This is a genomic window from Citrobacter sp. Cpo147, from assembly GCF_030332405.1.
Lineage (GTDB): Bacteria > Pseudomonadota > Gammaproteobacteria > Enterobacterales > Enterobacteriaceae > Citrobacter > Citrobacter portucalensis.
In genome coordinates, this window is the sequence record NZ_JAOWHX010000041.1 from 342,376 (window position 1) to 356,248 (window position 13,873).

At 51.0% G+C, this 13,873-nt stretch carries 11 protein-coding genes; 5 read left to right on the forward strand and 6 right to left on the reverse strand.

Annotation, left to right across the window (positions count from 1 at the left end):
* The 4 genes from OGY06_RS22310 to OGY06_RS22325 form a co-directional block, all read right to left on the reverse strand.
* Positions 1-1,602 carry an APC family permease gene (locus tag OGY06_RS22310; protein ID WP_286605967.1) on the reverse strand — a complete coding sequence of 534 codons (1,602 nt, stop codon included), beginning with the start codon at positions 1,600-1,602 and terminating at the stop codon, positions 1-3.
* An 11-nt stretch (positions 1,603-1,613) separates the two neighbouring features.
* On the reverse strand, positions 1,614-3,221 hold the full coding sequence (locus tag OGY06_RS22315) for an aldehyde dehydrogenase (NADP(+)) (protein WP_286605984.1): 1,608 nt from the start codon (positions 3,219-3,221) through the stop codon (positions 1,614-1,616).
* A gap of 14 nt (positions 3,222-3,235) precedes the next feature.
* Positions 3,236-4,156, reverse strand: a complete 921-nt coding sequence (locus tag OGY06_RS22320) for a dihydrodipicolinate synthase family protein (protein WP_003830108.1) — start codon at positions 4,154-4,156, stop codon at positions 3,236-3,238.
* A 138-nt stretch (positions 4,157-4,294) separates the two neighbouring features.
* Positions 4,295-5,110 (reverse strand): AraC family transcriptional regulator, encoded by an 816-nt coding sequence (locus tag OGY06_RS22325; protein WP_286605985.1) that lies wholly within the window; start codon positions 5,108-5,110, stop codon positions 4,295-4,297.
* A 308-nt stretch (positions 5,111-5,418) separates the two neighbouring features.
* Between OGY06_RS22325 and OGY06_RS22330 the strand changes: the two genes are divergently transcribed.
* The 5 genes from OGY06_RS22330 to OGY06_RS22350 all read left to right on the forward strand — a co-directional run bounded on the left by OGY06_RS22330 (position 5,419) and on the right by OGY06_RS22350 (position 10,328).
* Positions 5,419-6,360 (forward strand): 4-hydroxyproline epimerase, encoded by a 942-nt coding sequence (locus tag OGY06_RS22330; RefSeq protein WP_079937204.1) that lies wholly within the window; start codon positions 5,419-5,421, stop codon positions 6,358-6,360.
* Positions 6,357-7,460 carry an NAD(P)/FAD-dependent oxidoreductase gene (locus OGY06_RS22335; protein ID WP_286605968.1) on the forward strand — a complete coding sequence of 368 codons (1,104 nt, stop codon included), beginning with the start codon at positions 6,357-6,359 and terminating at the stop codon, positions 7,458-7,460. The genes OGY06_RS22330 and OGY06_RS22335 overlap by 4 nt, the downstream gene beginning before the upstream one ends.
* A complete protein-coding gene (locus OGY06_RS22340) occupies positions 7,457-7,711 on the forward strand; it encodes a (2Fe-2S)-binding protein (protein ID WP_008786074.1) in 255 nt (84 codons plus the stop codon). Before OGY06_RS22335 ends, OGY06_RS22340 begins: the two co-directional genes overlap by 4 nt.
* A complete protein-coding gene (locus tag OGY06_RS22345; RefSeq protein WP_126957119.1) occupies positions 7,698-8,954 on the forward strand; it encodes an NAD(P)/FAD-dependent oxidoreductase in 1,257 nt (418 codons plus the stop codon). The genes OGY06_RS22340 and OGY06_RS22345 overlap by 14 nt, the downstream gene beginning before the upstream one ends.
* A 501-nt stretch (positions 8,955-9,455) precedes the next feature.
* Positions 9,456-10,328: a phosphorothioated DNA-binding restriction endonuclease gene (locus OGY06_RS22350; RefSeq protein WP_126957117.1), complete on the forward strand. Its 873-nt coding sequence runs from the start codon at positions 9,456-9,458 to the stop codon at positions 10,326-10,328.
* A 286-nt stretch (positions 10,329-10,614) separates the two neighbouring features.
* Here the strand turns inward: OGY06_RS22350 and OGY06_RS22355 are convergent, their stop codons facing one another.
* Positions 10,615-11,457 carry a hypothetical protein gene (locus OGY06_RS22355; protein WP_121528462.1) on the reverse strand — a complete coding sequence of 281 codons (843 nt, stop codon included), beginning with the start codon at positions 11,455-11,457 and terminating at the stop codon, positions 10,615-10,617.
* A gap of 4 nt (positions 11,458-11,461) precedes the next feature.
* A complete protein-coding gene (locus tag OGY06_RS22360; protein WP_044699105.1) occupies positions 11,462-13,699 on the reverse strand; it encodes an AAA family ATPase in 2,238 nt (745 codons plus the stop codon).
* Positions 13,700-13,873 lie beyond the last annotated feature (174 nt).

Genomic DNA, 13,873 nt, shown 5'->3' on the forward strand with positions numbered 1-13,873 from the left:
TTACTCTTCTTCATCACCGGTAAAGTTAGCCTGCGGCAGACAGGTTCGCTCGCCCCAGTAGTAAATTCCCAGCGACATCACCGCTACCACCACCGTATCCCACGGATGACCAATCACCCCTGCCCCCCCAAAACTGCCCAACCAGGAAAAGAGCATAATCAGCGCGTAGAAGGTGATAAGCCACAGAGACGACTTCACCTGCTGTGCCAGACTCACGGTGTGCACCGGCACTTTGGATTTGCAAAGTACATAGACGACAAACATCACAATCTGCAGCCCCAGCAGCCATGACAGCGTGCCCCAGCCAGACCAGAATACAATCAGCGCCGAAATCACAAACGACACCGGACCGATAATCCCGAAGGCACGCACGCGGAATGGACGTGGCAAATCCGGTGCATTACGGCGTAGCCCCGCCGCTGTGACAGGGGCAATGGCGTAGCTCAGTACCAGCGCCGCCGACACCACGCTTATCAGTTGTTCCCATGACGGGAACGGCAATGTCCAGAAGATAGACAATGCAAAGGTCAGCCACAGCGCCGGACGCGGAATGCCAGACTCTTTATCGATGTGGGTAAACGTCTTAAAGAAGGTGCCTGCTTTCGCCCAGCCATAAATCACGCGCGGCGTGGCGTTCATGTAGATATTGCCGGTACCACTTGGGGAGACAATCGCGTCGCACACTACCATAAACGCCAGCCAGCCCATACCGAGCGTAATGGCGATATCCCGGTACGGCAGCGAAAATTGCTTGCTGATCTCTGCCCAGCCGCCACCCAACATATCGGTCGGAATACTGCCAAGAAATGCCAGTTGCAACAGCACGTAAATAATCGTCGACAGCACCACGGATAAAATCAGCGCCACCGGGATGGTACGCTGCGGATTCTTGACTTCACTCGCCACAGAAATAATTGGCGTCAACCCCAGGTAGGCGAAGATGATCCCACCGGCGCTAATCGCAGCCTCAACGCCCGACATACCAAAGGGTGCAATCCCCTGAACGTGCAGGTTCTCAGGTTTGAAAAAGGTAAATAGCGTTACAACGACCGCTAACGGCACCAAAAATTTCAGAATACTGATGATGTTATTGGAACGGGCAAACGTTTTTACGCTGTAGTAATTCAGCCCGAAGAACAAACACAGCAGCAAAAACTGCACTATCCATCCCAGCAGCGTTGGGTCGCTTGAGCCAGTTTGAGTCAGCATCGGGAACCATGCTGCCGCATACTGCCGCGCGGCAACAATCTCTATGGAGATGAGGCTTGAAAACGCAATCAGCGTAATAAATCCAAGCAGATACCCCATCAACTCACCGTGGGAAAAAACCGGATAACGGATAATCCCTCCGGCACGAGGCAGTGCTGCGCCCAGTTCACAATAGACAATCCCCAGCAGCAGAACGGCAATCCCGCCGATGACCCACGAGGCAATGCCCGCAGGTCCGGCAATCGATGCCACATGGCTTGCGGCAAACAACCAGCCGGAACCGAAGATAGCCCCAAGCCCAATAAACGTCAGGTCGGTTAGCGTTAGCTGCTTTTTAAATTTACCCACCTCAGCAACGCGGGCCTGTGTTTGGTGCGTAGAGTGAATCGTCATGGTCATGCCCTTCAGTCAACAGAGGGGGAAATGGCTTCCCGGGTCCACTGCCCGTTAATCAGGCGCAGCAGGTTCAGAGGGTTGTCATCCTGGACAGCAGGCGGAAGCAGCGCGGCAGGCACATTTTGCAGGCATACCGGGCGTAAAAAACGGTCGATGGATTGCGTCCCTACCGAGGTACCGCGAGCATCGGTGGTGGCAGGCCACGGGCCGCCGTGCACCATGGCATCACAGACCTCGACACCGGTCGGATAACCGTTAAACAAAACGCGTCCCGCTTTTTCAGTGAGGGCTGGCAGCAGGCGCTGCGCCAGCGGCCCATCATCAGAATCGGCGTGCACGGTTGCAGTCAACTGGCCCGGAATCACGCGCAAAATGGACTGCAACTCCGCCTCATCGGCAACCTCGACCAACACCGCCAGCGGGCCAAACACCTCCTGCTGTAGCAGTGGATCCTGTGCCAGCAGCAGCGAAGCCGGAGCCTGATACAACCGGGCCTGCGCACGGCCGATGACCGATTCATCAGACCCTGCCAGACGCTGAATATGCGGATGTGCCTCAAGCGCGCTGACACCCTCTTCATAATGGGCAAGCGTTGGGGCATTCAGCATGATCTGTGCCGGTGCCAGGTCAACCGCGACCTTCAGTGCCTGCGTGAAGCGGGACATACCCTCGCCGCGTAAGACAAGGATCAGCCCCGGCTTGGTACAAAACTGTCCACATCCCAGAGTGAAAGAGGACACCAGCTCATTGGCCAGCGTTTCTGCCCGCGTGGCGACGGCCTGCGGCAGAATAATCAGCGGGTTAATGGCCGACATTTCCGCAAAGACGGGGATCGGCTGCGGACGCTGCTGCGCCAGCTGCCAGAGCGCCTTACCGCCGCGCAGCGAACCGGTAAAACCCACCGCCTGAATCGCCGGATGGCGAACCAGATCCGCGCCAATATCGGTGCCGAAAATCATGTTAAAAACGCCCGCAGGCAGGCCAGATGCCGCGACCGCACGCACAATCGCCTGGGCAGTCAATTCCGCCGTCGCCATATGTCCGGGATGGGCTTTCACCACCACCGGACAACCCGCCGCCAGCGCGGATGCGGTATCGCCTCCTGCCGTAGAAAAGGCCAGCGGAAAATTGCTGGCCCCGAACACCGCCACCGGGCCAAGCGCGGTCAGAAACTGACGCAGATCCGGGCGCGGCAGCGGCTGGCGGTCAGGGAGTGCGGTATCAATACGTACGCCAAAGGCATCGCCCCGACGCAGCACCCCGGCAAACATGCGCAGCTGATTACTGGTACGGGTACGCTCTCCCTGTAACCGCGCCAGCGGCAGCGCCGTTTCCTGGTGGGCTATGGCGAAAAAATCCTCGCCGAGCAAATCCAGCTCGTCGGCAATAGTGTCGAGAAAGCGGGCACGCACGTCCGGCGCAGTCTGTGAATAGACAGGAAACGCCTGGTCAGCCGCCTCCGCCGCGGCGGCGGCCTCCTCACGAGAGGCCGGGTAAAAATGGTATCCGGTCAGCTTGCCGTCAGCAGCACGCTGGCTTGGCAGCGTCGCCTCACCGCTTGCCACGCGGCGTCCGGCGATAAACTGCTGACCCGAAACAGAGAGAGGTAGCGTCATCATCACTCCTTTACTTAAAGGCCGACATCCGGCAGCTGTGGACGGGTCGCCAGCGCCTTCTCAACAATCGCCACCACTTGCGCACGGGTATCCCCTTCCAGCGCCAGACGCGGTGGACGGGTAATGGCGCTGCCACGCCCCAGCAATTCTTCACAGAGCTTGATGCACTGCACCAGATCCGGGCGCGCATCCAGATGCAGCAACGGCATAAACCAGCGGTAAAGCGCCATCGCTTCCTCATAACGCTGTTGTTTCGCCAGGCGGAACAACGTCTCCCCTTCACGCGGGAAGGCGTTCGACATTCCGGAGATCCAGCCTTCCGCCCCAACGGCAATGCTCTCGACCACCACATCATCCAGCCCAGCGAACAGCACAAAGCGGTCGCCAACGGAGTTGCGTAAGTCGATAAAACGGCGGGTATCGCCGGAGGAGTCTTTGAAGCAGACGATGTTGTCGCAGTCGGCCAGCGTCGCCAGGATATCCGGCGTCACGTCGTTTTTGTAAATCGGCGGGTTGTTGTACACCATGATAGGCAGGTCGGTAGCCGTAGCCACACTGCGGAAGTGGGCCGCTGTTTCATGCGGTTTTGAGGAATACACCAGCGCAGGCATCACCATAATACCGTCGACGCCCACGCGCTCTGCCTCTTTCGCCATCTTCTGTGCAAACGCGGTGGTGAATTCGGCCACCCCCGCAATGACCGGGATCTGACCGCCCGCAGCATCTTTCGCTACCTCGATGATCTGCAGCTTTTCCTGCGTGGTCAGAGAGGTGTTCTCCCCCACGCTGCCGCACACCACCAGACCAGAAACACCATCCTTGACCAGGTTTTTCATCACCGTGTGGGTGGCATCCAGATCCAGGGAATAATCGCTACGAAACTGGGTGCTGACTGCCGGGAATACACCGCTCCAGTGAATGGCTTTCTTGCTCATGTTCGGTTCCTTGTCGTCAATTTGTTAATTGAAAGTGAATAAATGGTGAATATTCACTGACAGATTGACGTTTCAGGCGACCGACTGCTTGGTGGTTTTCTTCCTCTTTGATGACGAAATTAGCACAGTGAGTGTGTCTTACCCGGCAAGCGTAATGCGAAAATCACGCGGCGTAGAGCCCGTCATCGCCTTAAACTGGCGGCTAAACGCGCTGTGATCGGTATAACCGCACTGCAACGCAATATCGGTAATCGGCGTATCGCCCGCCAGCAGTTCGGTGGCTTTTTCCAGCCGAACTTTGTGGATCATCTGGCGCGGCGTGAGATGAAAAATACGCTTACAGTAGCGCTCAATTTGCGCCACCGACATACCGCTCAGGGCGGTTAGCTCTTCCATCGCGATGGGACGGTGATAATGGTTGCGGATATGATCGTCGACGATCGCCAGCCTCTGCCACGCCGGGTGACGCGCCTGCGCTTCCTGCAGATCGTGTGAAATCCCCGCCATACCGATGACCTGGCCCTGCGCATCCCGCAGCGCCAGCTTCTGAGTCAAACACCAGCCGCGTTCACGACCGTTGTAGAGATGCATTTCCAGCTGATCGCGTAGCGTTACCCCTTCGCGCAGCACCCGCATATCCTGCTCGGTATAGCCCAGCCCAAGCGCTGAAGGGAAAACATCAGCAGAAGTTTTACCCAGCAGAGAAACCACCGTCTTAAACCCGCAGCGTCGTGCCAGGGTCATATTGACCATCAAATAGCGGGCCTGCACATCTTTGATAAAAAAAACCACATTCGGAATGGCATTGAGCAGCGGCGCAATCAATGCCATCGCATGGAGCAACGTCTGGATATTGTCCGGACGCTGACGCGCCACCCCCTCACATATCTGGCTAAGTTCAGCCACTTCCGGCACCGGCGACGGGGCCCGCACATCATTAATCACACAGGACATCATGCTTCCTCCCGATTAGTGACCTGAATATTTATTAACTTTTTGTTAACCGAGCAAGCATCCTTACTGCGTTTTGCGATCCTGCCGTAGATTTATAACTTCCCCTTTTCCAGCCACTGGCGCGGTTGCCTTTTTTGGTTTACCACACCACTAACGAAATGATTAATAACAAATAAATATGATACCGACTTAACGATGACAGCGGCCATTATGCTGATTTCGTCATTTGCGGTGACGAAAGCGATCAAGCCGGGACGCAAGGCTTGCGTCAGCATTTAGCAACAAAATATTAACTTTCCGGAGATCCTATGACAGCGCAGTACAGTGAACTGAGAGTGATTGATTCTCACACCGGCGGTGAACCCACTCGCCTGGTCATCGACGGCTTTCCGGATCTGGGTACGGGGAGCATGAGCGAGCGTCGGGAGCGCTTTTCCCGCGACTACGACGACTGGCGTAAAGCCATTATTCTTGAGCCACGCGGTAACGACGTTCTGGTCGGTGCATTGCTCTGTGAACCGGTTTCGCCACAGGCCACGGCGGGAGTCATCTTCTTTAACAACTGCGGCTTTCTGAACATGTGCGGTCACGGCACCATCGGGCTGATTGCCTCGCTGGCATGGCTTGGGCGCATTCAACCCGGTAAACATCTGATTGAAACGCCGGTGGGCGATGTGACCGCCACGCTGCACGAAGACGGCAGCGTCTCGGTCGAAAACGTGCCGGCCTACCGCTGGCGTAAGCAGGTACAGGTTGAAACCGTCCACGGTACGGTAACGGGTGATATCGCCTGGGGCGGCAACTGGTTTTTCCTCGTCAACGATCATCCGTTCGCGGTCTCGCCGGAAAAGATCCCTGAATTGACGGAGTACGCATGGGCAATCCGTGAAGGGTTAGATCGTGCAGGCATCCGTGGTGAACATGACGGCATTATCGATCATATCGAACTGTTTGCAGAAGATGATCGCGCGGACAGCCGCAGCTTTGTTCTTTGTCCCGGTAAAGCCTGGGATCGATCGCCCTGCGGCACCGGCACCAGCGCCAAACTGGCCTGTCTGGCAGAGGACGGAAAACTCAAATCCGGAGAATCCTGGCGGCAGGCGAGCATCATCGGCAGCGAATTTACGGCGCATTTCGTGCCGCATGGCGACAAGATCGTCCCGACGATCCGCGGGGAGGCATGGGTCTGTGGCGATAACAAGCTGATCCTCAATCCTGAAGATCCGTTCTGCTGGGGGATCTCACTGTGATCGAAAGTGACGTCATCGTCATCGGTGCCGGGATTATCGGGGCCGCCTGCGCCTGGCAACTGGCCGCTCGCGGGCAGCGAGTCACGCTGGTCGATGACGGCAATGCGGGCGCGACGGCGGCGGGTATGGGCCACCTGGTGTGCATGGATGACGATCCTGCGGAGCTCGCACTCTCCGCCTGGTCTCTGGAGAGCTGGCGCAAACTGACGCCCCGGATGCCGGAAAGCTGTGCCTGGCGCGGATGCGGCACGCTGTGGCTGGCGGAAACGCCGCAAGAGCTTGCGCTGGCAGAAGAAAAGCAACAACGGATGGCACAATACCAGGTTGTCAGCGAAATGCAGACCCGCGATCGGCTTGCCGCGCGCGAACCGCTGCTCACCACCGGGCTCGCTGGCGGGCTGTGGGTCCCCGGCGACGGGATAGTTTACGCCCCAAACGTCGCCCGCTGGTTTATTAACGATGCTGATTTAACGCATCTTCGGGATAGCGCCCTCTCTGTTGATGCCCCTTACGTCACCCTACACAGCGGTAAACGACTGCGCGCGCCCGCCATCGTCATCGCCAGCGGTCTGGGGGCCAATGCGCTGCTGGGTGAAAACTGGCTCAGGCTCAAAAAAGGTCAGTTGGCGATCACCGACCGCTACGGCCCCTTGCTCAGCCACCAGCTGGTAGAGCTGGGATACGGTGCCAGCGCCCATGCATGCGGTACCTCAGTGGCCTTTAACATTCAGCCACGCCCCACCGGACAGTTGCTGATTGGCTCCTCCCGCCAGTTTGATAACACCGACCGCGAGGTTGACCTCCCCCTGCTGGCACAGATGCTGGCGCGCGCGCGCCATTTTTTACCCTCTCTTGAGGCACTTAATATCATTCGTTGCTGGAGCGGTTTTCGCGCGGCATCGGCTGACGGTAACCCGCTGATTGGCCCACATCCTGCACGTCCGGGTATCTGGCTGGCGCTGGGACATGAAGGACTGGGCGTCACAACCGCGCCAGCAACCGCCGAGTTACTTTGCGCCCAGATCCTTGGCGAGCGCCCGGCGGTATCCCCGGACGCCTGGCTCCCCGCACGCCTGCACAAGCAGGAGGCCATCGCATGACAACCCTGAACGTAATTATCGACGGCCAGAGCTGTGAGGTTCCCGTCGGAATGAGTATTGCAGCAGCACTGGCCCTGGTGGGCAACGGCGTGACCCGTCGTTCGGTGAGTGGTCAACTGCGCGCGCCCTTCTGCGGAATGGGAGTGTGCCAGGAGTGCCGCGTCACGGTGAACGGACACCGGGTGCTCGCCTGCCAGACGGAATGCCAGCCCGAAATGGTGATTGAAAGGAGCCATCATGCAAAGCGTTGACTGTGAGATCCTGATCCTTGGCGCAGGGCCAGCCGGATTGTCGTCGGCGCTGGCTGCCGCACGCTGTGGAAAATCAGTGATAATCCTTGATGACAACCCGCGCCCCGGCGGGCAAATCTGGCGCGACGGGCCGCAGGTCTCACTCCCCCGGCACGCCAGACGGCTTCGTCAGGCGGTAGCTGAACATCCCAACATCACACTGCTGAGCGGTGCCCGGCTAATTGCCCGCCCCACCCCACATTCCGTAGTCTTCGAAACCGCAGACGACTGCGGCGAAATCCGCTGGCAGCGGCTGATTTTATGCTGCGGCGCCAGAGAACTCTCGCTGCCTTTTCCTGGCTGGACGCTACCCAATGTGACGGGGGCCGGAGGCCTGCAGGCGCAGATAAAACATGGCCTGCGACTCAAAGGGGAACGCGTGGTCATTGCAGGCAGCGGTCCTCTTCTGCTGGCGGTCGCCAGTACGGTGAAACGCGCTGGCGGGAATATTGTTGCCATCATCGAACAGGCACCGATGACCGCACTGGCCCGTTTCGCAACCGGGCTATGGCGCTGGCCTGAAAAATTGCGTCAGTTCGGCGAGCTCTTTCCAGCCCGCTATCATCCGGCAAGCCAGGTCATCCAAGCGCAGGGTGATACCTGTCTGCAGTCAGTGACCGTGCGCCACCAGGGACAAACCCGAGAGATAGCCTGCGACAGGCTGGCCATTGGCTATGGGCTGGTACCGAATATAGAACCTGGCGCCATCTTTGGCTGCAAAACAGAAAATCAGGCTATTTGGGTCGATACGGATCAACGCACCAGTGTGCAGGATATCTATGCGGCAGGAGAATGCACCGGCTTTGGCGGCAGCGAGCTGGCGTTAGCCGAGGGAGAAATTGCCGGCTACGCCGCCGCAAATTGTCCGCAAAAAGCCCAAAGCGCCATCTCCGCGCGCGCCCGCTGGCAGCGTTTTGCCCACGCGCTGCATACGACTTTTGCATTGCCGGAGTCGCTAAAAGCCGCGACCACCGCAGATACGCTGCTCTGTCGTTGTGAGGATATTCGTTGTGGCGACGTGCAAAACGCCGAAAGCTGGCAAGCGGCAAAGCTCGCCTCACGCTGTGGAATGGGGGCCTGCCAGGGAAAAGTCTGCGCCACCAGCGCCCGCTGGCTGTACGGCTGGCCGCTGCCGCAGCCGCGCGAACCGCTCTCCCCTGCGCGTATCGACACGCTTATCCATCTAGCAAAACCAGAGGGGTGATGGTCAGGTTTAAAGGCGCCCACTGGCGCCTTTTTTGATGTGGTGTATCCGTAGACCATTTCGTCAAAGGGAATAATTTTATCTTCACCCATATCTATTTCACTCTGTGTTTTGGGAACCGAGCGTCCTATTTCTGCCAAACATTCAAAAATATAAAGGGAATGTAATGCATGTTTAAAATATGATAAACCCAACAATTCAAATTACCGATATTGCTTTTATTAGTAAGCAGAAACTAGCATAACACCCCAGGAAATAACCTTTTCTTTCCGTATCGTTAGAAAAAATAACACTTACTAAAGCAATGTTTATTTTTATAAAATACCCCCTATGAATAAGCTTGAATAACTTAAAAATAATATGGCGAAAAAAGTTTTTTAATTAATCTGCGAATTCGATAATGAATATTATTTTTAGTGTTGGCCGTAATAGGCACAGCAACGCTTGATTAAGTGATATTTTGCGAGCATCATCGCAATTATTTACCCGAAAATGAAATCAATGACTTCTAGTAAATCCCTGCAACAGGCAATTGCTGACATCACCATCTGGCGTAAAGGCGAACAGCGCGCGCCGCACAAGCCCCTACTGCTGCTTCACGTGCTGGCGGGGTATCAGCAAGGCCATGACCGCCTGTTTGATTACGGTTCAGAAGTTCGCGCCCCCTTGCATAGCCTGCTGGAGCGATTTGGACCACAGCGCGCGCAGTACCGCCCGGATATGCCCTTCTGGCGCTTACAGGGCGATGGATTCTGGGAGCTCCAAAACGCCGAGCATTGCTCAACATCCGGCAGCAGCAAACAGCCCCCCGCCGGAGAACTGGTGACGCATAACGTTGTGGGAGGTTTTGATGAACAGCATTTTGCCCTACTGAAAAAGAGCAAAAACCTCATTAACACCCTGGCACAGCAAATTCTCGAGGCTCACTTCACCGAAAGCATCCAGGAAGAGATCGCGGATGAACTGGGGTTTGATATCCTGCAAATCCGCAAACAGCGGGACCCATTGTTCCGCCAGCAGGTTCTGCGTGCCTATAACTATAAATGCGCCATTTGTGGCTTCAATATGCGCCACGACAGCACTTCGGTTGCCCTAGAGGCCGCCCATATTAAATGGAAACAGCACGGCGGCCCGTGCGAGATTTCAAACGGCCTGGCGCTGTGTGCAATCCACCATAAAGCATTTGATAAAGGTTCGATTGGGCTGGATGAGAGTATGCGAGTTCAGGTGTCACCCGCAGTAAATGGCAGCGGCATGGTGGGCAGACTATTCTGGGATTTCGACGGGAAGGAGATTGCTCTACCGATGATGCGCGAGAATTATCCAAAAGAAGGTTTTGTGGAGTGGCACAGGAAGGAGGTGTTTAGAGGGTGAGTGCGAAGGCCGGACTCGAACATTTAATTAACCAGCTGTATTTTAATTGTTTTTACATTTAAAAATGGATTAATGCCCCTTTTTATGCCCCCATTACAAGAGTAACAACCTAAATTTTACTAAAAAAGAGATTTTTCAATGTAGGCACTCTGGTTCGGATCCGCTTACCGGACACGAACCTGAACATCAGAAATCTGAGATAACTTCAGATTAATCATCTTTAACATTTTTTGACCAATAAAATCTGTCATAAAGGCAGAGAAATTAATCTCTGCCTTTATTATTGTCACATAAAAAGTCTATTAATTAGAGTACATTGCTGACATCCATTAATATCGACAGCTTTTAAAAAATCTGTGTTACTAATCAAAACAGCATTACTAACACCTGAAAACTGGAGCTGAGCATACATACCTAAAACGGATTTTTTTTCGTAATACTGAGATCTTCCACTATAACTTTCACCAGCATTAGAACTTATAAATCGCTTCGTTCTTTCTTGTATCAATAAATTAGTTTGAAGGAAACTCAAAATATCTTGCTGCAATTGTTGGCTTTTGTTATGAAAATAACCTAACAATTGATCCTCTAAGGTACCAAGCTGAGTTTGAACATCATGAAAAATATAACCACCCCATTCACTCCCATCGAAATCAATAATACTACCATTGGAGAGTTGAGTAGCTTCTTCTAAACCTATCTCATTTTTAATATCTGTTATTCTTGCATCAATGCCAAGTTCATCAGCATCAAAAAAGTATAAAAATCTATATGCAATTTCTATACTGAAGTCATCTGTACCAGAAAGTTCTTTATACATAGTAACTAACTCAGCCCTTTCACGACTTCTGCCATCACCATTTAGATTATGTATAAAAATTAAGTTTCCATCATGATAGAAACAAACAGAAGGTAGTTTCGGCCCGTTTGGCTGAAAACCAAGTTTTTTATCTGGAATTCTTACTTGACTTAGTTCTTTTTCAAAGCGTTTATCAAACGGTGGAGGTAATTGACCAATTTTGAGATCTTGAAGTAGGAATCCATTAACTAAAAGAATTCTGCTAAGAAAAGCGACGTCATGCTGTCCTTCACAAAAGGCAACTATGACTCTATTATAAGATACACTCACAATTTTAGCCTCTAATATCAAGATCAATATTTTTTATCAAATAGCCAAATCTTTCGCCATCAGCCCTTTTCACTACTACTTTATCGTCAACTTTGCTTAACTGAAATCCAGTAATGCAATCATTGTTATAATCGTTATTTAAAAAAGCTGTGATACATTCCCCCGAATGTGACGTAAGGAACACTTGCACATTGAAACGTTCTGCAAGTTGTTGCGTAAATTTAGTAAACTCCAATAGTAAACTATAATGAATCGCAGTTTCAAATTCATCAATAAAAAGTACACCGTTGCGACACGCAGCAAAAGATAAGGCTATATAAAAGATGCGCTGAATACCCTCTCCATAAGACGTAAGATCGAAACTTCTGTTAAAATCATATGCTGATTCTACGATAAACCTTTTGAGCTCCATGTCCTCAGTGAATCTGACATCTTTTATCGTTGGCTCAATTTTATTCATAAATTCAATAACCAGGCCGATAGCGGATTGTATATTTAAATCATCTGACTCTGAGTCAGTTACAGACGTTAAACTTGCACCTATACTTTTGTTATAATCAGTGAGCAAATCGTCTATATCGTAGAAATAAGGGCTTTTAAATGACGATGAACACAAATGCGAAACTTGATCAGCATTCCTTCTCATACGTTCATGAATAAAAGTATGGACTGTGTTATTTCTAAATTCTCCATCAATGCTAGACTTTAAGCTATAAGACGCTATATAGTCATCTTGTTTATCAATTGAAGAATCATCATATTTAATCATTTCAACAGTAACATTACTATCATCAAACACTCCTGATAAGATTATTTTATCTTGGAAAAGAGCATTCAACAATGTTGGACTCAAAGTACTGATTTTATTTTTTTGCCTAATAAGATTAAAATGCGATGATATATCATTACGCTGCGTCAATAAGTAAATCGCTTCAAGTAAAGAAGTTTTCCCAGCATTATTAAACCCAGCAATGATATTAATCTTATTGAAATTATCCAATGAGAAATTTTTAAAGAATTTATATTTTTTGATATGAATAGATTTAAAGTGTTTTTTTACTCCATACTCAAAATTAGTTGTATAGTTTCCTCCTTCGATATTTATAGCCGTCTGTTTTGGCATTATTTGTGTTAGTTTTTCTTTTGCATCATCTAATAAGCGCAAATCTTCTTGGTTTATGAGGCTACTATATAAATTTAAATCCTTCAAGGAGTCTTCAAGCTTGCTTAAAGCATTTTTATAGTTTTGCTGATTTACTGAACCGCTCGCAGCTAATCCTCTTGCAAGGCTACGCTCATCCTCCATTACCTTCAAGGCTTTTTCATTATTGATGAACAGAGCAAGATCTCGTATCTCAAGAGATTTAGTAATTATTGGTTCTAGCTCAACGTATTCACCATTACTTTCCTCTTCAATGTCATCTTCTAGCTCATTTTTCTCAAGGTATTCATCTGTTTTAGAGATCCACGAAAAAAGCCTATCAAGATTCACTAAATTTCGAGCATAATAACCGTTATCACTCCAGTCTAACCAAGATTTAATTACAGGCTTTTTGATTATTTCTTCAAAAATACCAAACATACTTGGTTCGAATTGCTCACCATACTCACTTGTTTTATATAAGGAAATTAGATTATAAACTCTAAGCATAGAGCGAAGACGAGTTTTAGAAATACCGAGCGAACTAACTAGCTCATCTTCTTTTTCAACATACTCATCTCGAGTTTTGTCTTCATATGGTTTTAAAAAATCATAAAGCAGTTTGGATTGGTTAAATGTTGACCACTTTTTATTGCCACTTATATGCTTTAATCCCATCACAATCAGATGTTTTTCAACATCTTGATTATTATGGATTTCGAAAGGCACACTTCTAAAAATAGATGGGTCTAGTTTTCCAATATCAAAACCCTTTTCATGTGCTTCCTGCAATGCTTTCAGCGCCGTTACACGACGATTTCCTTCAAGGACTAAATAATTGTTATCTCCTAAATCCTTTACTTGAATAACATCAACATCTAAGTATCCATTAGCTTTAAAACTTGCTATTAGATCTTTGATATTCTCTTGTCTATTTCCTTCTATAAAAAAGCGAGTCCTACGCTGAATTGTTGGATCTAGCATGTCCTTTTCTGAGACTGGCTTGTGCTGGTCATTGTCAACAAAACGGTAGTTATTAGGATCTAGAAATAAATTTTTCAAATTTTTGCTAATGCGCGGGCGAATTTGCTCGACATTCATATGTCACCTCAATGGTGTAGGAACTATACAATGCAACTTTACTTGATACCTCAGCAATCAACAACTTCATGTTTTGAAACTAAGCGCGCACTGCCCCGCCCGCCTGCCCGCTTCGCTTAACAGAATGGTTTTCATGCACCCCGTAAATCGTCTCAGGAGCCGCCACACAAGGGC

Coding starts and splice junctions, on each gene's coding strand:
- OGY06_RS22320 (WP_003830108.1), bottom strand. CDS start 4,156: ATGAGCAAGAAAGCCATTCACTGGAGCGGTGTATTCCCGGCAGTCAGC.
- OGY06_RS22360 (WP_044699105.1), bottom strand. CDS start 13,699: ATGAATGTCGAGCAAATTCGCCCGCGCATTAGCAAAAATTTGAAAAAT.
- OGY06_RS22350 (WP_126957117.1), top strand. CDS start 9,456: ATGACTTCTAGTAAATCCCTGCAACAGGCAATTGCTGACATCACCATC.
- OGY06_RS22310 (WP_286605967.1), bottom strand. CDS start 1,602: ATGACGATTCACTCTACGCACCAAACACAGGCCCGCGTTGCTGAGGTG.
- OGY06_RS22330 (WP_079937204.1), top strand. CDS start 5,419: ATGACAGCGCAGTACAGTGAACTGAGAGTGATTGATTCTCACACCGGC.
- OGY06_RS22315 (WP_286605984.1), bottom strand. CDS start 3,221: ATGACGCTACCTCTCTCTGTTTCGGGTCAGCAGTTTATCGCCGGACGC.
- OGY06_RS22345 (WP_126957119.1), top strand. CDS start 7,698: ATGCAAAGCGTTGACTGTGAGATCCTGATCCTTGGCGCAGGGCCAGCC.
- OGY06_RS22340 (WP_008786074.1), top strand. CDS start 7,457: ATGACAACCCTGAACGTAATTATCGACGGCCAGAGCTGTGAGGTTCCC.
- OGY06_RS22325 (WP_286605985.1), bottom strand. CDS start 5,110: ATGTCCTGTGTGATTAATGATGTGCGGGCCCCGTCGCCGGTGCCGGAA.